Origin of the sequence: Saccharobesus litoralis (assembly GCF_003063625.1) — a bacterium.
Taxonomy (GTDB): Bacteria; Pseudomonadota; Gammaproteobacteria; order Enterobacterales; family Alteromonadaceae; genus Saccharobesus; species Saccharobesus litoralis.
Genome location: NZ_CP026604.1, coordinates 659,715 through 681,556, shown reverse-complemented (window position 1 = coordinate 681,556; position 21,842 = coordinate 659,715). Strand labels below are relative to the sequence as shown.

Below are 21,842 nucleotides of genomic sequence, written 5' to 3'. Positions count from 1 at the left end.
TGTTCATTTTAAGTCCTAAGGAGTCATGTGAGCTCTTTAACTAATGGTTACTGTTCTTATATTTTGTTTGCGTGTAATTTTTGTAATTAGGTGGAAAAGCAATCCGATTAGTTGTGTTTATTTAACAAATCGATAGCCATCTGCGCTTGATTTTTGTTGTTGGCCGTTTGCGAAGTATCGTTAATGATATACGTCAGTTGCTCGTGTACGGATTGTCGCTGTTCTGTTTTAAGTTCAATACCATAATCATTGAGCTGTTGAGTTAATACGTTTAACCCAACTTTATGATCTTCAAAGTGAGATGAAGAGATTAAGTTAATGGCTTGTAGGGTGACTTGTGGATCACTCGGGTTGATTTTCATCAAGGTTTGTAACGCCAGTCCTCTGATTTTAGCCGAGTCATTAAATTGCACATGTGAGGCCAATTCATCGACAAGTAACTCTGTTAATGGTTGTTGTTGCGCTTGGTTTAAAAATAATAAAACCTGTGTAAGTACACTGGGATCGGACTCGTTTTGTAGCAAAATTTGTGTTGAAAATTTTTTCTCCGATAAGACGGGCTCCTGCATAAGTAAGGTTACGCCCGCGTTACGGTCTATAGCCCTTGAAGAAGCAAGTAAATCTTGGGTAAACATACGTCGTGTTTCGGGTGAAGCGGCAGCCACAACTCGCATCAAAAATGCTCGTTGCTCTGAAATGTTAAGCTCAAGTAGTTTATTCAATAACTTGTATTGTAGTTGCTGGTTTTGCGAGAGTAATTCGGCAGGCTGTTCGACTGACATTGCATGTAAGCTATTTTCTTGTTCGATTGTTAAACTTTGCTTTAATGCCACTAGCCAATTTTCTTCTGGCGACATTGCAGGGGAAATTGCAGAGGAGGTTGATTGAGTCGAAGTCGAGATAGGCAGTGCTTTTTGGGTGCTAGGAACCGAGGACTGTGAAACGCTTGTAGGTTTGTTTGAGAGATTGGTAATGGATAAGTTATTTGCTTTAGTCGCTTGGTTATTAACGATTGTTGCTTGCTTAATACTGAGATCTTGCGCTGCGATAGTCATTTGCTGATAGAAATAGTAGCCAGCACAAGTGAGCAATAATAAACAACCAATACTGTATAAAATTAAGCTACCAACTGGTTTAGGCATAGCTGTGTTTATTTGCGCTTTAAACATCTTGTTGGCTCTATTGCTATTTTCATTGGTTACTCTTGATGATGAGCAATCATTTTCTACTTCTATACGGCAAGGTAAGTGTCTTTGCAGTACTATTTGCAGTAGTAGGTAGCTGTAAATATCAACTATATTTAGTCATAATTAATCATATTTAACAAATAATCAACAATTTAATTGCGAAATGTAATTGATTATCCGTTTGTGTAGCGAGTTCACCTCTGAATAAAAAGTTTGAGCGCTACAACGACTTCAATAAACAACCGGCCCTGATCTATATCAAGGTTTGCTTGACTGCTTTAATAAAAATTCAAAATTGTCTAAAAAATGCCTAATTAATCATGTATGATTTATTTTGACCTAATGTGATTAATGGGGTGACTTGTGAACGAATTTATTATTAAAGATGGTTTTAAGTACTTACATCCTAAAGACCAAATAATTTTGATTATGGAGCGGGTATACAGTTACGAAATGACGACGACCTCGGGTGGTAACATTTCAATAAAGGACGAAAATGGTGATATCTGGGTGACGCCAAGTGGCGTAGATAAAGGTGGGTTAACTCGAGAAGATATTGTTTGTGTTAAAGCGGATGGCACTATTGAGGGGCGGCATAAACCGTCTTCTGAATATCCATTTCATCTTGCCATCTATCAAGCCAGAGATGATATTAAGGCAGTTTTACATGCTCATCCGCCTGCATTAGTTTCTTTTTCAGCTTCGGGTATGGTGCCTAACACTAGTTTAATGGCCGGAGTAAAAGATATTTGTGGCGAAATCGATTTTGTGCCGTATGCCTTGCCAGGTAGTGAGCAGTTAGGGGCAAATATCGCTGAATCATTTAACAAGGGTTTTGATACAGTATTACTTGAAAATCATGGAACTGTGACCGGATCGTGCAATTTATTTGATGCATTTAAACAGTTTGAAACGCTAGACTACACGGCGCGTATTCAAATTAAAGCAACCGCTTTGGGTAAAATTACTCCACTGAGTCAAGAAGAACTAGCAATTCAGCCGGTCCACTTAAATGATGTTGAATCCTTTTCACCGAGTCATATCAATAGTGTTGAAAAAGAATTGCGCTTTGAGATGAGTCGTTTTATCCAGCGCAGTTATCAACAAAAGTTGATTACTAGTACGGAAGGCACGTTTGCTCAGCGTTTATCAGAGCATGAATTTCTTATCACCCCTCATGGCGAAGATAGAAAATACATGTCACCAGATAACTTGGTTCTAGTTAAAAATGGTCAATGTGAAACGGGTAAAGTCCCCAGTTTTGCACTAGCTATGATCCAAGCTGTGTTTGCTGAAAACCCCAATATTCATTCTTGTATTATTGCCCATCCACCTAATTTGATGGCGTTTAATGTCACAGATACTGAGCTTGATTCGAAAATTATTCCTGAAGCTTACATTTTGATGCGTGATATTAAAAAAGTCTCGTTTGTGACTTCAATGCGTGAGATGCAAACCATAGCGCATGTATTGGGCGAGGCTAGCCCTATTTGCATGTTGCAAAATAATGGCATCATTGTTACTGGGAATAATATGTTGCAAGCTTACGATAGGCTAGAAGTCTCTGAATTTACTGCCAAGGCGGTGCTAGATTCTTTCCAATTAGGTCATGTTAATGCCATGGGAGATGAAGAAATCAGTGAGCTGAAGCAAGCGTTTAATTTGCCGGATTAAACTATTTTGGCCATAGTTAATGTATTCCGTTCTAGCGGTATCTAAGGGCGGAATACCTGTACTTAGCCTTTTCGCGTAAATTTTATTTTTCTTTGTTAGTGCTTACTTTTGACGTTGACACTTACGTTGTCCCGTTAACGCAAAACGCCTGCAGCTATATAGGCACTGGTTTTATATTCCAGACAACTCTTAGTTTCCTGCTTTTACGTTTTTATACACAAGTTTCAGAAACGCGCTTTTACATCAATGAGTTGACATTTTACTTTCGTGGCTTAGGAAAATACCCTCGTCATCCCCGCATGCTCAGATTTCATTTGGCAGAAGCCTCCTTTAAATACCTTTTTATTTCTTAAAGCAATATTTTGGCATTGTAAGTAATACTACGATAAAAGTAATATGTTTGAATTTAATCTATGTTAATGGAAATTGGAATTGCTATAAAAGCAATTTAATTGTAGGATTTATTCATTATGTTTTAATGTACTTTTTAGTGCCAATACTTAGCGTTTTATTGAATAAACCAGAATTGGACGGGAAGTAAATTAAATAAGTTAGTCAGGAGTCTGGTTTGAGTCACTTTGATTTTTCAATCGCTATCGCATTCTCTTTGCTCGTTTTTGCACTGGGTTTATCTTTTTCACGTGGCGGCAGTAGCGTCAAATCCTTTTTTGCGGCTGGCGGTGCCGTGCCTTGGTGGATCTCTGGCTTATCATTATTTATGAGCTTCTTTTCTGTGGGTACCTTTGTGGTTTGGGGATCCATTGCTTATGAATCAGGCATGGTTGCGGTCGTTATCCAAGCCACTATGTCTATTGCTGGTTTTATTGTTGGATTTTATATAGCACCACGCTGGAATCGCACCAAAGCACTAACCGCAGCAGAATATATTGCTGAGCGATTAGGTATCAAAACCCAAAAGTTTTATACATTGGTCTTTTTGTTTATCTCGCTATTTAGTGGCGGTGCATTTTTATACCCTGTTGGCAAAATGATTGAGGTGACGGTGGGCATTCCACTTTCTATGTCAATTATGCTTCTGGGTTTACTTATTATTATTTACACCACAGCTGGCGGTTTGTGGGCTGTTCTGGTCACTGATGTATTGCAGTTTGTCGTATTAACGGCGGCAGTTCTTATTGTTGTGCCGTTGGCACTGGGTGAGGTTGGCGGTGTAAGCCAATTTATTGATCAAGCGCCGACTGATTTTTTCGCTTTAACCAATAGTGAATACGACTGGTTATTTATGGCCGCATTTGGCTTTTATAATATGGTGTTCATTGGTGGTAGTTGGGCTTACGTACAACGTTATACCAGTGTATCTAGCCCTAAAGAAGCGAAAAAAGTCGGGTTACTATTTGGTGGTCTATATTTAATCGCCCCTTTGATTTGGATGTTACCACCTATGATCTATCGGGTGATGAACCCAGACACCAGTGCCGTTGATGCCGAAGGTGCTTATTTAATGATAAGTCAGCAAGTGGTGCCTGACGGATTGATGGGGCTTATTTTAGGTGCCATGGTGTTTGCAACGGCGAGTTCAGTTAATACCACGCTTAATATTGCGGCTGGCGTATTTACCAACGATGTATACAAGCAGTTTAGGCAAGCGCCAAACGACAAAGAATTAATGTTAGTTGCGCGCATCACCACGGTTATTTTTGGTTTATTGTCAGTCGGTGTTGCGCTGTCGGTAACCAGTATGGGCGGCATTGTTGAAGTCGCGTTTAGTTTGGCTGCTATTACCGGTGTCGCGTTATTTTTACCGCCTATTTGGTCCATGTTTTCAAAATATCAGACAGGAAAATCTGTCGTGTTGACCACCCTATTTAGCTTGGCAGTGAATGGTTTCTTTAAGTTTGTCAGCCCAAGCTGGTTTGATTTTTCATTAGGGCGCTCGGCAGAAATGCTGGTTGGCGTACTGGTGCCCGTTTTGTGTTTGCTTGTATTTGAAGCGTGGGCACGAATGAGCAAGGCATCGCTTAATCAATACGCGGCGTACCAACAACATTATCAACAAAAATGTTTAGCGGCTCAAAGCGCCGAACCTGAACAAAACAGCTCGGCTAACGTGTTTGGTCGCAAGGTTATTGCCTGCGGTGTATTCGCTATTGGTGTGCTCATTGCGGCATTAGGCTTACTGACGGATAAAGGCGGTATGACAATTGTCATTGTCGGACTGGTGATTTTACTTTGTTCAGCTGTGGTTTTTCCTTGGGCGAGACAATCAGAAAAAGAACCCGTTTCGGTCGCGTAATATAGTATTAAGGTGAAAGGGCATAAAATGAAACTGAGAGTAAATAAATTCACTTGGCTAGCGGCAGCGGCTATAACTGCTTGCTTGACCGCGTGTGGCCAAGACAGCCAAATTGACAGCAGCGAATCAGCACAAAGTGCTGATCTTGTCGCGAATACCAAAACCATTACCGATGACGGTACAACAAAAACAAGTAAGAAACCCAACGTACTTATTTTGTTTTTTGATGATATGCGTTTTGATAGTTTTTCTTATCGTGGTGGTCCTGTTAATACCCCACACATTGACGCATTGGCCGCGCAAAGCACGCGTTTTGATTATGCCATGTCAACCACGGGCTTATGTTCGCCGTCACGAGCAGCGTTATTTACCGGGCGCTGGGGGCATAAAAATGGCTTAGACGACAACGTTGAGCTATTTCATTCACGCAAGTATGAGCTGGATTTAAGCCAAGGCGGGTTACTAAAACGCGCATCCGATCAAGACTACTATGTAGGCTATGTTGGTAAGTGGCATATTGGCCCACAAGGCGCGCGTTTACGTGGAGCTGACTTTGTTAAAGAGCATGCCGATACCCGTGTGCGTAAACCTCGTCATTATGTACCTTACGATGATGTCGCTAGCATTGAAGGCTACAAACAAGGCAAATTAGATGCTAATGGCGAGAAACACGTTTATTTCAAAACCCTAGACGGTAAATTTGAAGATACCGCAGCCTATGACAAGGTGCGCTATGGCAAGCAAATGTTGGTTGAAGCTGCCAAGCAAGACAAGCCCTTTTTTGGTGTCGTTAGCTTTAACCAGCCGCATCCACCGTATCGTGTACCAGAGCCATATGCCAGCATGTACGACCCGAAGACAGTCGAAGTGCCAGCTAACCACATGGCTAAGCGTGAACTTAAGCCGATGGCGCAAGATAGAATATTATGGCCTTGGCACGACGTATCACACATGACAGACATGGATTACCGTAAATCACGCACTTTTTACTACGGCGCGATTGCCATGGTTGATGACATCATTGGCGAGCTCATCGCGACTGCGAAAGAAGTGGGCTTGTACGATGATTTACACATTGTGCTATTGGGCGACCAAGGTAGCATGATAGGTGAGCACAACTTATTTGATAAAGGCCCCTACGCTTACGATGAATTAATGCGCATTCCATTATTTATCCGTAACCCTAATACCGAGCCAAAAATTGTTAATCGCCAAGTATCGATGATCGATATTGCACCGACATTAGCAGAGTTAATGGGGTTAGAGAACGATGGCGATGTTGATGGCCGTTCGCTCGTACCGTTAATGGAACAAGGTGATGCCGCTGATGAAGGGCGTGAAGACACCGCACTTTATGCTTATGAATGGTACAACGGCTCATGGTTTGGCGTGCGTGCGTTGCGTACACCTGAGGCTAAGTTTGTCTGGTATCCAGGTGACAACCGAGATGAATTGTATGATCTGAAAAACGATCCGGTAGAGCTAAACAACTTAATTTTTGAGCACGACTATCATCAACAATTAGTTAAGTTGTCGGGCTTACTGGAGCAAGAAATGGTGCGCACCAAGGATCCGCTATTGGATATCTTCCGTCATCACTTGCCGACTATTTTAAAGCAAGAAAAACCGGTTCAACCTAAGCACTAATGTTGTGTTTCTTGTTTAGCCAAACCTGAATTGAGTTAGTATCAAAATAGAGTGAATATAATTATGTTTTTATCTCGTTGTTCTATCAAAAAAGTGAGTGCAATTAGCTTAAGTTTAGCTGGTTTGTTGAGTGTATCTGGCTGCAACATGACATCAAATACAACAGATCGTGTTGCTGGTGTTGATCCTGCCAGTGATCCCAATGTACAGCCTTATCAAGGCACCGCGGTAAGTGGCTACAAGTTAACTTGGTCAGACGAATTTAATGGTACAGAAGTCGATGAAAACCGTTGGCATTATCGAGTGGACTGTAAACATTGGAGCCAACAAAAACCGGAAAATAACAAGGTTTATGGCGGTTTGTATCGCACTATTTTGAAAAAAGAAACCGTTAGTTGTCCGAATAATCGTTGGTTACAGCCAGGCCAAAGCAAAGGTGATAAACCGGCTGGCGTTGTGCAATATACCGCAGGTGGCATTATTTCTAACGATGAATTTCGTTACGGTTACTACGAAGCTCGCCTTAAAACACCAGTCGGTGCTGGGTGGCACAGTTCATTCTGGATGATGCGCAACTTAACCAAAGGCCAAGATGCCAGCTCGCTTGCGCAAAACCCATTAACCCGCAAAGATGTCACCAGTCAAATTGAATTAGACCCGTTTGAGAATGATTCAATCGACCCCAAACATTTTCAAATTGATGCGCACCAATGGAAACCAGAGCCGGGTACAGAAGACCCAGGCCGTACACAAAACAAGGTGGGTACTAAGCAAGTTTACTTTAAGGATGACACGCTATTAACGGATTTCCATGTGATAGGCATGGAGTTTACCGAAACCACATTACGCTACTTTTTTGATGGCAAGTTGATGAAAGAAACCAGCTTTGCGGCTGACCGCTACAAGCATAACGACGTGAGTATTTGGTTAACCGTAATTGGCACTTACTTAGGTAAAACGCAAGCGATTGATGACTCACGCTTACCTGAGCAGTTCCAAGTCGACTATGTGCGCTTTTTTGAAAAATAGTACTCCGACACAAAAGTGATGACATGTTGGGCTGAATTTGTAGGGCCGAATTTATTTCGGCTAACTCAAGGTTTGTCGATGTAAAATCGACCCTACAATTTAGCTATGGGTTATCAATTAAACCGTTCAAAACTTTTTGGGTTAAGGTACTAGATTAGCTATACAGCCCTGTTCTTTACTCTGGGTGCCATGTTCACTAGCAAGCGCTCAGTGAACAAGCGCTTAAGGAAAGAGTGGGGACGTACCGTCAATGACTGTAATATTTTCCTGATACCAGACATATCTAATCGGCTTTATCTTTAGCGATAAATCCAAAATAGGTTGCAACACAAAATATTGCCAAGTACCAAGCTATTGATAACCAATACTTAATCGGGCTTGAACCTGCCGTAAAGCCTTTTTCGCTACCCATTGCGTAATAATGAAAGCCCCCTTCATATAACGCCTGAACCAGAGCTACACCAAAAGCAATGCTGAATATACGGCCTAATAGCCTTGTTTTTTTATCAATGATCACGGTGACTAGAAGCCCTGCTGTAATGAGTTTTAGATTTATCTATTCTTTCTATTAATAGATCAAAAATTTACCCCAAGCGAGATGCTAACTTTTTATATATCGCATCTTTATCACGCTTTCCTATGGCCAATACGTAGATGACAATTTCGTCATCAATGACCTCGTATGCCAATCGGTAGCCTGCTGTGCGCAATTTAATTTTATATACCGAATCGAACCCTCGCAGCTTGGCAGAGGGTACGTGTGGATTCACGAGTCGCTCTGCGAGTTTCTTTTTAAATTGGACTTTTAAAGGCTCTGCTAACTTATCCCACTCTTTTTTTGCAATAGGCAAAAACTTTAATCTATAAGTCATCTAAACTAACTTCAACTGCGCTCGATAGATCACGACGACGTTCGTCTACTATTTTAGCTAGCTCATAATCTTCTACAATTTCCATTAACCATTCATAAGTCTCGGCAGGAACTAAATAGGCAGCGGGTTTATTGTGATTTAATATTGCTATTGCGGCACCATCAGCTTCATTAAGTAAAGCTGTTGGATTTTTTTTTAGCTCAGAAATACTTGCTGAACAATCGGCTAGAACTTGTCTCATAATGTTGGTAAATTAAGTGCTAAATTATAGTCTTATTTTAGACCTGTTTTTTGCGGTGCGCTAGCACTTAGTTTAAGCCAGAGCTATGTATTGTCAGCTATCAGTATATCCATCAAACTTTCGATTGAAGGCTTTGTGTCATAAGCATTGTCTGCCGAATTGACATTGCTCCACTCTACCTTTTCACATAAAAATAGATTGGCTACCGTGGTCACGTTGGGATGATCAAGTGATCCGACAGGCACCCAATAAAAGGGATGGCCTCGAAATTTGTTTGGCACAGAAGAGCCGCAGGTTTGACAAAAATGCGAGGTAAACCCTGTACTCTTATGCCATTGACTTATCTTTTGTTCGCCACAAAGCCAATGAAAACTATCCTCAGTGACTACCGTGCCGCAACTCGATGCCGTGCCGGTTTGCTTTCTGCATTGCTCACAGTGGCATTGGTACATATTAATACTGGTTAGGCTGAGTTCAAATTGAACGTCACCGCATAAACAGGCGCCTTTCATTATTGTTTTTCCAATCTAAATTTATCACTCAAAATTTTTGGGTCGTTACATCTATAATTATTGCAAAATCGTAGGGTCCATTTTACATCGACAAATCATGCGTTAGCCGAAATAAATTCGGCATCTACGATGCATCAAGTTTATGGGTATTGCGAGTTCAATATGTCGCAATTTTTGTGGCCGAGCACTAGTTGTTTGATATCTTAAAGCTTCATTGATAACCAAATTGCGAATTTAGTTGAGTATTTGACAATAATTTGAATTGGTAAGTAAACAATTGAATCAGAACCTTTTTGTAAACCTAAATTTAAATGTTCCTCTTCATCTTTTTTAATGCTTAACACCGTTTGATACGCGCTTTTACTATGTCTAGATAAGTAATTTAGTTGCCCATCTAAATGATGAAGTACAGTCGACTCTACGGCTCCTGTGCATACCCAAATTGATTTTCGACCCAATAGCCCAGTAACTAAACCTAAAATGTATCCACCCAATGGCCATAACCAAAGTGCGTAGCAGGGACGAGTGTTATTGCATTTAAGCCAGTCATCAAATGTGGAAAAATGCTGCTTTTCATGTTGCAGCATTTCTTGTAATTGATTCACTATATCTCGGTAGAAAAACTTAGCAATGAATAATTGAGCACTATAAATACTGATGGCGCCATACTCACCGGCATGGTCAACACGGATTATTCTAGCAACTTCTTTTGAAGACATAATATTTATTCTATTAGAGTTATTAGCATTTAAACGGGCACAATTTTACCAATCTAAGTTAATGACTTTATTTTCGCTAGCTCTATTTCAATGGCTTGTTTCGCTTCACGTAGAGCGGTTAACACGGTTTGGGTGTCATCTTCGCTGATGTCACCTTGTAGCGCTATTGCTGAATTGGCGGGCTGGCCCACTGTAAGCGATACCGTGTAGGCTTTGTTGGGTGTTACTTCGCCGTCAGGTTGAAACTGAAACCGTGTCCAACCTTGCTGACGTATTTTCTCTAGCTCAGCTAATAAACTATCAACACCATCCGGAAAATTAGGAATGGTTTTATCTTTGTATACCTCAATTACAGACTCGATGGGACTATTAGCAAGCAACGCCATGCCTATGCCGCTCATGGTGGCGGGGCGTAAACCAACACGGCCTATGCCTTCGGCTGCGCTCATGCCGGGTTTGGCGTGAAATACGTAAGATACGGTATCAAACCACAGGACACCCATGGCGACAGTCAAATTTAACTGAGTGAGCTTTTCAAGTGAGGGAATGGCACTTCTTAATAACCCCGAAGCGTAAAGGCTTTGCGTAGCAAGAACGTGAATGCCAGGACCAGGGGTATATTTACGATTGGTGGTTTGCTGGGCAATACCGACAGATGCCAAGGTTTTAAGCAAGCGATTGACTCGGGTGTTTTCTAACCCAAGTCGTTCGGCAATTTCTTTACCCCCAATTGGAGCCGGAGCCCCCGCTATAGCTTGTAATACGGCGATCCCATCCAAAATACTATGATTAATTTGCGCACCGGCTTTTGATTTCATTGTTTGACTAACTAATTACGACTGCTCTGGGCACGGATTATACCACGACACTCACTCAAATTGCTGTTAATGCAATACGAACACGTAATTTGAATAAACGGTCGTCCAAAAAATAGTATTGATTTGTCAATCACTTAACTTTTTACTAACGATTCTCTCTAGCTTTAAATTGCTATAATAGATATTTAATGGTAGTTTATGCCTTAAGAGAGTTTTGAATCTATTGTTTAAGATTGAGTGGTGAGCATGAGTAAGTTTGTCAATTTAGCGGATCGTTCAAACGATCATTGGATCCAAATGGGTAGCGAGGAACGTAAGTTCCCAGTGCGTGAAAAAACAGTTGATTTTGAAGTCGCGGTGATTGGCGGTGGAATGGCTGGCATTTGTGCCGCGGTTGCTGCGGCGCGTAACGGTGCCAAAGTTCTACTGGTGCAAGATCGGGCGGTATTAGGTGGTAATGCATCGAGTGAAATTCGCGTTATCGTGCATGGTGTGACTAAGTTAAAAAGCGGTTTGCCTGAGCGTGAAACCGGCATTCTTGAAGAGATTTTATTGTTAAACCGCTTCAGCAATGAGCAACATTCTTTTACGGTTTGGGATCATGTGTTATATGACTTTGTCACCCGCGAAGAGAACCTAACCTTAATGCTAAATACCCAAGCGGTAAGGTCTGAAACGCAAGGCAATAAGATCACATCGGTGCTATGTTGGCAAATGAGCACCGAAAGCTTGATTACCATTAACGCTAAGGTATTTATTGATTGTTCGGGCGATGGCCTAATGGCCGCGACATCAGGTGCGATGTACCGCACGGGTCGTGAAGCATCGAGTGAATTTAATGAAAAATATGCCCCTGAAGAAGCTGATGGCTGGCAAATGGGCGCGACTATTTTGCTGTCGTCACGCGATATGGGTAAGCCAATGCCCTATAAGGCACCACCTTTTACGCTGAAATACGATGCTGACAAAACGCATCCAGACCGTCGTATCATTCCTTTTGTTGAAGGTTTCTGGTGGGTTGAAGTTGGCAGCAAAGACGACATTATTGGTACGGCCGAAACCGATATGCACCGCTTAATGGGCTTTGCTTATGGTGTTTGGGATTATGTGAAAAACTCAGGTAAATATCCTGAAGCTGATAATTTTGCATTAGATTGGGTGGGTTCATTACCGGGCCGTCGTGAATCACGTCGTTTTATCGGTGATTACATCTTATCTGAACCGGATCAGTTAGGGTTAAAACAATTTGATGATGCTGTTGCGTTTGGGGGGTGGCCATTAGATGAGCATAACCCGGGTGGTATTGAGAACTTGAGTGAGCCACCAAGCTTTTGGCATGAGCACTTTGATGAAGTTTATCAAATTCCATTCCGTTCGCTTTACTCTAAAAACATCGAAAACTTGATGTTTGCTGGGCGCAATGTCAGCCAAACTCACGTGGCCTTATCGTCATCTCGTGTGATGGGTACCTGTGCTGTGATGGGACAAGCTGTCGGTACAGCCGCTGCATTATGTGTAGAAAAAGACGCCAGTCCGCGTGAAGTGGCTCAAACCCACATTAAGCAATTACAAGAGCAGCTATTGCGTGACGATGCATACATTCCACAGCGCTACGCTGACGATACTGCAAACTTAGCGGCCACGGCAGATAGCATTACCGCGTCTTCGACCGCCAGTGGTGATGTTAAATTATTGGTTGATGGTATGTCGCGCGATGAAAGAGGCGAGGTGCATCATTGGCAATCCAATGGTCTTGATGCGTCAGTGACATTTGAGTGGGATAAGCCTATTACCTTATCTAGCATTGAAATTAAATGTGATTCCAATGTGAAGAAAAACATCATGATGTTGAAAAATACCCGTGAGACTGAAGCTTACACCACTAAGATCCCAGTTGAGTTATTGAAGGCACTCAATGTTGAATTGAAAGTAGGCGGAAAATGGCTTGAATTGGCATCAATTGACGACAACCAAAGACGTTTAATTAAAGTTAACTTTGCCACACAGGCGATTGATGGCTTTAGAATTAACGCCACCGAAACGTATGGCTGTGAGCACGTTAAGTTATTTGAAGTTCGTTGTTATCAATAAATCTCAATTTGATATTTAGACTAATTGCCGGGAGCACTCCCGGCAATTAACATCGATTTATAAACCTTGATCTTCCCATGCTTGTTTTTTGCGATAAATGGTTGATGGGCTCACTTCTAGTATCTTGGCCGCTTTTGGTATATTGCCTTGGCATAGCTCAATGGCTTGTTCGATAAATGCTTTTTCCATGTATGCCAATGGTTGAATATCATCAATTGACTGTGGAAGGGGTGAATACACAGATTCCGTTATCACCTGTGGCGTATTTGAATGGCTTGTAGCTGGTGGTACTAAATTGACTGGTGCTGTCGCGTCAGTCGCTGTTGCTTCAAAATTAGTGGCATTAATTGGCTTGTCAGCACTAATCTCTGGTGTTTCGTTGTGGGCAATAGTTGATGTTGGCTGGTCAACGTGAACGGGTGAATTCGCTACAGGTTCAGCATTCAGCGGGTGAGGTAAGTGTTCTAACTTGACTTGTGTATCGCTGTGTAAAACCACAATATTGCGGATAACATTTTGTAGCTGACGAATATTGCCCGGCCACTCATATTGATTTAAACGGGTTTCTACTTCGCGGCTGAATTCTTTAAAGGGTTTGTTTTCTTCTTTGGCGTAGGTGTTTAAAAAGCTTTTGGCTATTTTACTGATATCACTGCCGCGTTCACGTAAAGGGGGCAGATGAACGGGAATAACATGTAAGCGATAGTATAAGTCTTCGCGAAAGCGGCCAGCTTTGACTTCTTCTAATGGATCACGGTTAGTTGCGCAAACAAATCTGACATCGACCTTTTGGAGCTTACTTGAGCCGACCTTTTGAAATGTTCCGGTTTGAATAAAGCGCAACAGTTTAGATTGCAACTCCATATCCATTTCGCCTATTTCATCTAAAAACAGCGTACCGCCATCGGCTAATTCGGCTGCACCTTTGCGCTCATTCGCCGCGCCGGTAAAAGCACCTCGTAAATGGCCAAAAATTTCACTTTCCATTAAATCTTTGGGAATAGCTGCACAGTTAAGAGGGATAAACTCTTTGGTTCTTCTTGGCCCTTGTTTGTGAATGGCTTCGGCACACACTTCTTTACCTGTCCCACTTTCACCAGTAATAAATATCGAGGCTTTACTTGCCGCTGCCGCGTCAATAATACGATACACAGCTTGCATGGGTAGGCTATTACCAATAAAGCCATGATAGCGCTCTCGGCCTAAACTGGTTTGTAATTCTTCAACTATATTTTCTAGCTGATAGCGTTTTAATGCGTTGCGCACCGTAGTGATAAGGCGACTGGCATCAAACGGTTTTTCAAGAAAGTCTTCGGCTCCAGCTTTCATTACGTCTATTGCGACATCTAGCGTGCTGTGCGCGGTGATCACAATAACAATACAAGGATAATCTTGTTGCTTTAACCAGCTTAATATTTGCTGGCCTTGCATATCGGGTAATTTTAAATCGAGCAGTATAACTTGCGGTGGGCGCTCGCAAATAGCGGCTAAGGCCTCTTTACCGCTTGAAGCGACCTTTAAATCGATAGGTTCTTTTTTCAAGTATTCCTGATAAATCGCCGCCAAGGTACTGGTGTCTTCTACCAGGAGTACGTGTGGTTTGGTCATGTGTAAATCCTTTATTATGCTTTATATTCTATTGATGGTTTACATCGCCCTTAAATCCATGCGGCACAGGTAAGTGAGTCAAAGCGAAAAAGCTATAGTCAAAGCGAGAAGACTATACATCATTCTTTTCCACTTATTACTAATAATAACGTGTCATCGGCAACAGGCAAGCCCGCTAGTTGACTAAAGGTTTGGCTAAGTTCACTTAGTGTGACGTGGGCACCTTGTTGTCGGCAATCTTTTAATTTTCGTAATAGGGCTTGTCTGTGTTGCTCAAGTTGCGACTTATCTTGCGTCGCTTCAAATAAACCATCGGTATAAAACAACAGATTTTTATGTGTTATATCCAATGTTTGGCACTGATACTCTTGCTCTGCTAATAAACCTAAGATCATGCCGTCGACATCAACCGTTTGAATATCACCTGCTTGGTTGATGATGAGTGGGTTGGGGTGACCGGCAGAGGCTAGTTCTATACCCGTGGCATTTACTCGTATGAGTTGACAGGTTAATAGAGTTTGACTAGCCAAACCGTCTGTATGGATAAAGTGTGACAATTGGCTCATTAACTGCCCCATGTCGATGGAATTTGCTGTTAAGTTAGCGGCTTGACTGGCAAATAAACCTCGTAGATAACTAACAAAAGTGTGGGCAAAAAATTTGGCTTGGCTGTTGTGGCCCATGACATCGCCCAAGGCAATAATCACGTCGCCATTGTCGAGGGCATGAGAAATTAAAAAGTCGCCTCCGCCTTGTGGGGCTGAGAATACTTGAAATGCCAATTGAAACTGATGAATAGCCTCGGGAATAACCGGTTTTAATAGCTGACTTAGGCTGTGATCTAAATTAAGGGTAATTTTTCGGCATAGTTGCTGGTGTCGAGCCAATACTTGTCTAATGCTATTTAATAAATTGGCTTTATTAATGGGTTTAGATAAATAACTGTCTATCCCTAAATAACTGGCTTGGCTATGGGTGTTGGCATCGTCTTGGCCAGTCAAAAAAATAAATGGCAGGGCGGCAATTTCGTCACTTTGATTAATGTGTTGTAACAAGCTAATACCGTCCATGATCGGCATTTGAATATCGGCGATCACTAAGTCAATACTTTGTTGAGTTAGCTTTTGTAAGGCATTTTCGCCATTGTCCGCTTCGACCACTACATAGTCTTTTTCTAAATAGGTGCGATATAAGGTTCTTAAAAAACCTTCATCTTCAACGAGTAGTAATTTAGGTTTTTGCTCTGTATTACGTGACCAGCGCATGATTAGTTGATTATGTTGCTGGTTTACATGCGTTACTTGCTCATATTCTATTGTGTCGACGGTTTGTTTTATCAGGTCTATGCCGCGCCCACCTTCTGCCAGATTAAAGCCGTTGGCTTGGTCAAACTCAGTGTCGAGCGAGAACGGCTGTTCATTGGCGATTGGGTTGTTTTGGAATGTGTCAGGGAATGTGTCAGGGAATGTATCGGAGACTGCTGCTTTGTTGCTTGTCGTGTTCGAAATGCTCGCAGTGTAGGAGAGAGGGTTAAATAACGCGCCGTTGTCTAGTAGCGTTAAGCACCAGCTATGTTCATTGTGTGAAAACTGGCTATAAAAACAATTCGCTTGGCTATGTTCTACTATATTGTTGGCAGCTTCTGAAAAAGCTAAGCTAATTTTATTGATTAAACTTTTGTCTAAATTCAATAACTCGCAAACCTGTTTGAGTAATTTGCGCACATAGCTGACTTGTTCCAAACTGGCTGGGCATTGCAATGCCAGCAATTTACGCTCGCTGCTTGTTGCTAGAGGGCAAGCTATATATGTAGTAGCCTTGGTTGTTTTCATGTCAGTCATGTCAGTTTTCGTTCGTTTGTTTTTTTAGTCAGCAGCCAGTTAAGCCATGTTTAAGCTATGTTCAAGTTCGGGCTATTGGCATTGCTGTAAATAGCTTTGCAATGCGCTGACTGAAGTTTGGTATAAAGGCGCTAATTCACGCACTAAATGGCTGGCGTGGCGTCTTTCTTCATCCGTTTTAGCCAGTTCAATATAACGTGCATTTTGCTGCAACTGACATAATCCAAAGCTACCTGAGCTGCTTTTTAATGCATGGGCTTCGGCGCTCAGTGTTGACCAATCATTATTGGCTAGCGCCTCGAGCATTTTTTGTAATCTATCGGTGGTTTCGGTTTGATAAATATTGAGTATGGTGGGAACTGTATCCAAGCCAATGTCACGGATCAGTCCATCAATTACTTGTTGGTCAATGAGTTTTACTGGCGGTGTCTGCTTACTGGATTGAGTTGAATTATTTTTACTAACGCTCGTTGCATCTGCGTTATTACTTTCAGTGTTAGAGTGAGATTGAGAGTGAGTGTTATCTGATTTTTTGACCGAACGAGCTGCGTTTGGTGTTATTTGTGACTGCTCATCGTTAGCAACAGCATCGGCTAACCATTTAGTTAAACTGGCTAAAAAGGCATCAATATTAATTGGTTTGCTGAGGTAGTCATTCATTCCCGCTTGAAAACAGCGAATTTTATCTTCGACAAAGGCGTTGGCTGTCATGGCAATGATAGGGGTATGTTGATTGATGTTATCATTGGCGCGCAACCATTCTGTAGCGGCTATGCCATCCATTTTCGGCATGGATAAATCCATCAATATCGCTTGGTATTGTTTGCTTTGTGCTTTATTAATGGCTTGTTCGCCATCATGCGCAACATCTATTTTAAATGCATATTTTTTTAGTAAAGCTTGAATAACCGCCACATTCGCTGGACTGTCTTCAACTAATAATAAGTCTACACCCCGCCAGCGCGCTGTATCTTGTTTGATTGTTGGGTCGATTGGCTGGGCAACTTTGGGGGAGTGAGTGATCGCTTTGTAGTCCAATGGTAAAGTAATGATAAAAGTTGAGCCCAAATTAGGCGTACTGAGCAGCTTGATTGCGCCGCCCATTTTCATCACCAATCGTTTGACTATGGATAGCCCTAAACCCGTGCCGCCGAAGCGCCTATTCGCATTATCTTCGACTTGCACAAACTCATTAAAAATTCTGTCTTGCTGGTCAGCATCAATGCCAATGCCGCTATCTTCAATTTGTAATACTAGGTTATCGGTTGGTTCTTCTCGAAAAACATTTAACGCGACATAGCCATGTTCGGTAAATTTAACTGCGTTACTTAGTACATTTATTAAAATTTGTTTAATACGGACTTGGTCACCTTTGAACAATCCTTGAACATTGGAGTCGATGTTACAGTTAAGCCGAATGTTTTTTAATTCTGCTTGAGTTGACAATATATCGGCGGTGCTTTTAGCCAGCGCAGCCATGTTGAACCATTGAGGATCCAAGCTTAATTCGCCAGATTCTATTTTGCTAAAATCAAGAATGTCATTCACTAAGGATAAAAGCAGTTGCCCAGCTTGATGGGCGAGTTTGGCATGTTGTTGCTGTTCTTCATCCAAGCCTGATTCCATAAGCAGATTATTCATCACTATGATGGAATTTAAAGGCGAGCGAATTTCATGGCTCATGGTGGCTAAAAAGCGACTTTTAGCCTCGTTTGCTTTGTCGGCGGCGATCCGCGCTTGGCGCAATTCTTGTTCGACTTTTAACTCATCGTTAAGCCGTTCCGTGGTCACGTTAAGTTGCTCGGTACGGGTTTGCAGGTGCTGGTCTAGTTGTTCGTTTAGAGTGATTAATTTTTGGTTTTGTTCTTGTGTAATGGCTTGTAGTTGTTGATTTTCCTCAGTTAAGCGCTTTTGCTCTGCGGCTTGTTCCACTGCATTCTTTATATCATCTTTGTGCCAAGGTTTATGAAAATAGCGGAATAAATCACAATCATTAACCAAGCGTAATGTATCTTCAATATCAGCATGTCCGGTTAGAACCAGTCGTTTGGTTTGTGGCCAACGTTGATAAACTTGTGTGAGAAAATCAGCTCCACTCATTTTTGGCATACGCACATCTGAAATCACCACATCAATTGGGTACTGTTCAAGTATGTCGAGCCCGTCGGCGCCACTTTCTGCAGTGAATACTTGATACTTTTTATTGCGAAATACACGCCTTAACGCTTTAAGTACTTCAACTTCATCGTCGACGAGCAGTAGATTGATTTTTTCTATAGACAATAGTTGGCGCATGATAGTCATTGGTTGTTAACCCGCTAATATGGTTTTAATTATAACCCTAAATTCAGTAACTTAGCCTTATTCGTGACATTAAATAACCAACGCTTCACAAAAGCGGGTAAGTAATACGCTTGGCGCAGCTTACGCTGTAATTCTTGTTTTAAACTTGGGTTGTGTTGATCGTTGATAATGCAACCAATTAGGTTAATTTGTTGTTGGTTAAGTAATGCCATACTTTGCGTGACCATTTCTTCATTGCTCACCCCAGCTTTAACCAAAAGTACTGCCGCATCACATAATTTGGCAACGGCTTGACCACTGACATTATTATGATTACGTCTATCCAATGGAGTCGTATCAATAATGACGCAGTCAAATTCGGCTTGCCATTGCTTAATAAAATTAGGCAACGCTTGATTACTACGTAGCTTTAACACCGCATCACGCCGCGTTGGAGCGAGTACACCGAGCAAAGCATGTTCATCTATATTGATTAATTGTGGCGTGGTTAAACAGGCTAAACCATCATCGTACTTGGATGAGCTGCTGGGTTTGCTGACTGCCGCGTTAGTCGTTTGAAGATGCTTTACTTCTTGGCTTGTTTCATGATTTATGTCTTGATTTGTCTCCTGGTTTATTACGTGAACAGGGGATGCGTCAGTTGAGTCTAAATCTAACATGGGCTTTAAACTGGGCCGGAAAAAATTAAGGTCAACCAGCAATGTTTTACGTCCTGTCATTAAGCAACGTTGTGCTAATAAAGTGGCAACACTGGTAGCACCTTCGCCACTGGTATTGCTGCATACCGCTAGGGTTTTAACACCCAATGCAAAACTTTGGCTATAAACGGCTTCTATTTCACTATGTAGTGGAGAAAGCATTATAAACCTCCAAATAAAATGGCGACTGACGCAACTTCAACAATGTCTTTTAACAAGGTTCTTGCCTGAGCGAGAGTGCTGTCTTGCTCACGCGGAATATAAACCGTGTCACCGGCGCGTAGGACAGGCAGCATAGTAAAGTCAGCCGTTTTACTGAACTCAGTTAAATCAAATGTTTTGGCTTGGTTTTCACAACATGTCAGGTTAACCACGGTAATTTTTTCTAAGTAAGCGCCGGGTGACGTGCCGCCAGCTTCTGCTAGTAAATCGAGCAATGTCATGGTGTCATTAAATTTGTAGCGCCCCGGTTTGTTAATGGCACCTAATACGCGAATGGTTGATTCTTTAGATTTATCTAACCACGTGCGGTTTTTCTCAGGAATATAAATAGTGTCTCCCATTGTTACTTTAGGTAACAAGTTTTCATCGCCTGTTTCAAAATACAGCGCCAAATTGAGTTTGGTTACGCGCGCGTATTTTTTGTCGCGATGGCTGATACGAATATTGTGAATATCGGCATCGGCACTTGGGCCATCGGCAGCGGCTAAAATATCTAAAAAATGCATTTCTTCGGTAAACATATAGCGTCCAGGCGCTACCACTTGGCCGAGAATATAAATTGATTTTTCCGAGCTTTGACGCACCCATTGTGCTTTGTTATCGCTCGGATCTTGCGGTAAATCATGCACACGAATAGTCGCGCCCGCTTTAATCACGGGTAACGCTTGGTCGGTTAACCCTTGTTGCATATATTGATCAAAATTGAATACAAACACATTGTTAGTGCCTTTTTCGTTAGGCGTCATAATTTCAATATTAGACGTATCGGCGCGTGCCGATGGCCCCCCAACATGCGCCAGTAAATCTAAGAACGACATTTCATCTGACCATTCTATGCGCCCTGGGCGGATAACTTCGCCGATGACACGTACTGCTCGATTAGGTGCGACTTTTAGCCAAGACTTTTCGTTCATGTCTGTTTTTTCTGGAACAAAAATCGCGTCACCAGCGGTTATTACAGGTGGAACAACGTTACCAATACCTTCGGTATAAGCTGACAAATCAAAGGGCACAACTTGGCCGTTATTTTTTAGCACGCGGATCTGGCGAGACTCAGCATAACGCGTTGGGCCGCCAGCGTTTGCTAAGATATCCATAAAGGTCACGTTGTCGTTGCCTTCATAGGCACCGGGTTTCGCCACTTCTCCCATGATGTAAACCATTTTGGCTCCGGTTTTTATCTCTTCTTCTTGTTTGGGCACAAAGATAGTCGAACCCGCTTGAATGGTCGGTAGTAGGCTCTCATCGCCACTGTCTAAATAGCCTTTTAGATCAAATAATTTAGGCTGGTTGTTGCTAATAACACGGATTTTTTCAACCCCAGCGTAACGTGTGACGCCGCCAGAACGCATCAGTAAATCGAGCAAGGTTAAGTTTTGTTTGTAGGTAAAACTGCCTGGGCTATTAACCTCACCAAAGACTTTAATTGCATCACGGTTAGAGGCTGCATCACCAGAGTCAGCAATTTTTGAAGGGTCGAATTCTACTTCGACATTGCCAGTCATCGGCGAGGCAGGTACAAAGATCACATCCAATGAGCGCAGTTGTGGCAGTAAACTGGTATCCCCCGTGTCTAAATATTGTTTGTAGTTAAAGACAATCGACTCAGTTTGGCTGGCACCTTCTGCGTTGGTTAAACGTCGGCGTAATTGAATTTTATCCAGTTGCGCGCCTTTGCGCATACCACCGGCTTGGCCTAAGGCATTTTGAATATTGGTACCTGCGGGTAGTATGACTTCGCCAGGGGTTTCGACATAACCCAACACATTGATCAGCAATTGGCGCTTATAGACATACACTTTTAAATTAAGTAAATCTTGAAATACGGTACTTAAATGACGCTTAACGCGAGCTTGCATGGCATCTTCACTTAAGTTTGCCACTGAAATGGTACCGACTTCGGGTAAATGAATTCGACCTTGGCGATCGACCGGAAAATTTTTGTCTAACGATTCTTCGCCCGGTAAAGATACGCGCACTAAATCGCCAACTTGTACTTGATATTCGCTGGCGTGGCTGGTTAAGGAAAGCGTACAAAATAGGCTCAACCAGCAAAGTGCAATTAACACTCTCAGTAACGGTGACAAGGGCGCAATATTGGATGTAGTTAGGTTAAACATGATGG

At 42.1% G+C, this 21,842-nt stretch carries 17 protein-coding genes; 5 read left to right on the top strand and 12 right to left on the bottom strand.

Annotation, left to right across the window (positions count from 1 at the left end):
* Positions 1-107: 107 nt before the first annotated feature.
* Complete coding sequence (locus C2869_RS02555) at positions 108-1,169, bottom strand: hypothetical protein (protein WP_108601465.1); 1,062 nt, start codon at positions 1,167-1,169, stop codon at positions 108-110.
* A gap of 381 nt (positions 1,170-1,550) precedes the next feature.
* Here C2869_RS02555 and C2869_RS02550 point away from each other — a divergent pair, with 381 nt between their 5' ends.
* The 4 genes from C2869_RS02550 to C2869_RS02535 all read left to right on the top strand — a co-directional run bounded on the left by C2869_RS02550 (position 1,551) and on the right by C2869_RS02535 (position 7,791).
* Entirely contained in the window at positions 1,551-2,861 is a 1,311-nt protein-coding gene (locus tag C2869_RS02550; protein ID WP_199915619.1) for a class II aldolase/adducin family protein, read from the top strand.
* A gap of 568 nt (positions 2,862-3,429) precedes the next feature.
* Positions 3,430-5,115, top strand: coding sequence for a sodium:solute symporter family protein (locus C2869_RS02545; protein ID WP_108601464.1), 1,686 nt, complete (start codon positions 3,430-3,432; stop codon positions 5,113-5,115).
* Positions 5,116-5,142: 27 nt separating this feature from the next.
* Positions 5,143-6,762 (top strand): sulfatase-like hydrolase/transferase, encoded by a 1,620-nt coding sequence (locus C2869_RS02540; protein WP_108601463.1) that lies wholly within the window; start codon positions 5,143-5,145, stop codon positions 6,760-6,762.
* Positions 6,763-6,825: 63 nt separating this feature from the next.
* The gene (locus C2869_RS02535; RefSeq protein ID WP_159083997.1) at positions 6,826-7,791 is read left to right on the top strand and encodes a glycoside hydrolase family 16 protein; all 966 of its coding nucleotides are present in this window, start codon (positions 6,826-6,828) and stop codon (positions 7,789-7,791) included.
* A gap of 283 nt (positions 7,792-8,074) precedes the next feature.
* Here C2869_RS02535 and C2869_RS02530 read toward each other — a convergent pair whose 3' ends face one another.
* The 6 genes from C2869_RS02530 to C2869_RS02505 form a co-directional block, all read right to left on the bottom strand.
* On the bottom strand, positions 8,075-8,308 hold the full coding sequence (locus C2869_RS02530; RefSeq protein WP_108601461.1) for a hypothetical protein: 234 nt from the start codon (positions 8,306-8,308) through the stop codon (positions 8,075-8,077).
* Positions 8,309-8,375: 67 nt separating this feature from the next.
* The gene (locus tag C2869_RS02525; protein ID WP_108601460.1) at positions 8,376-8,663 is read right to left on the bottom strand and encodes a type II toxin-antitoxin system RelE family toxin; all 288 of its coding nucleotides are present in this window, start codon (positions 8,661-8,663) and stop codon (positions 8,376-8,378) included.
* Positions 8,653-8,904 carry a type II toxin-antitoxin system Phd/YefM family antitoxin gene (locus C2869_RS02520; RefSeq protein ID WP_108601459.1) on the bottom strand — a complete coding sequence of 84 codons (252 nt, stop codon included), beginning with the start codon at positions 8,902-8,904 and terminating at the stop codon, positions 8,653-8,655. Before C2869_RS02520 ends, C2869_RS02525 begins: the two co-directional genes overlap by 11 nt.
* A gap of 83 nt (positions 8,905-8,987) precedes the next feature.
* Positions 8,988-9,416, bottom strand: a complete 429-nt coding sequence (locus C2869_RS02515) for a GFA family protein (RefSeq protein WP_108601458.1) — start codon at positions 9,414-9,416, stop codon at positions 8,988-8,990.
* A gap of 203 nt (positions 9,417-9,619) precedes the next feature.
* Positions 9,620-10,135: a demethoxyubiquinone hydroxylase family protein gene (locus C2869_RS02510; protein ID WP_108601457.1), complete on the bottom strand. Its 516-nt coding sequence runs from the start codon at positions 10,133-10,135 to the stop codon at positions 9,620-9,622.
* 53 nt (positions 10,136-10,188) lie between these two features.
* The gene (locus tag C2869_RS02505) at positions 10,189-10,953 is read right to left on the bottom strand and encodes an IclR family transcriptional regulator (RefSeq protein ID WP_108601456.1); all 765 of its coding nucleotides are present in this window, start codon (positions 10,951-10,953) and stop codon (positions 10,189-10,191) included.
* 246 nt (positions 10,954-11,199) lie between these two features.
* Between C2869_RS02505 and C2869_RS02500 the strand changes: the two genes are divergently transcribed.
* Complete coding sequence (locus C2869_RS02500; protein WP_108601455.1) at positions 11,200-13,044, top strand: FAD-dependent oxidoreductase; 1,845 nt, start codon at positions 11,200-11,202, stop codon at positions 13,042-13,044.
* A 57-nt stretch (positions 13,045-13,101) separates the two neighbouring features.
* Here C2869_RS02500 and C2869_RS02495 read toward each other — a convergent pair whose 3' ends face one another.
* From C2869_RS02495 to C2869_RS02475, 5 genes are all read right to left on the bottom strand, one after another.
* Positions 13,102-14,652 (bottom strand): sigma-54-dependent transcriptional regulator, encoded by a 1,551-nt coding sequence (locus tag C2869_RS02495; RefSeq protein ID WP_108601454.1) that lies wholly within the window; start codon positions 14,650-14,652, stop codon positions 13,102-13,104.
* Between the two features lie 119 nt (positions 14,653-14,771).
* Complete coding sequence (locus C2869_RS02490) at positions 14,772-16,493, bottom strand: SpoIIE family protein phosphatase (RefSeq protein ID WP_108601453.1); 1,722 nt, start codon at positions 16,491-16,493, stop codon at positions 14,772-14,774.
* Between the two features lie 72 nt (positions 16,494-16,565).
* Positions 16,566-18,797 carry a response regulator gene (locus C2869_RS02485; protein ID WP_108601452.1) on the bottom strand — a complete coding sequence of 744 codons (2,232 nt, stop codon included), beginning with the start codon at positions 18,795-18,797 and terminating at the stop codon, positions 16,566-16,568.
* Positions 18,798-18,826: 29 nt separating this feature from the next.
* Entirely contained in the window at positions 18,827-19,657 is an 831-nt protein-coding gene (locus C2869_RS02480) for a P-loop NTPase family protein (protein ID WP_108601451.1), read from the bottom strand.
* Entirely contained in the window at positions 19,657-21,837 is a 2,181-nt protein-coding gene (locus C2869_RS02475; RefSeq protein ID WP_108601450.1) for an SLBB domain-containing protein, read from the bottom strand. Before C2869_RS02475 ends, C2869_RS02480 begins: the two co-directional genes overlap by 1 nt.
* Positions 21,838-21,842 lie beyond the last annotated feature (5 nt).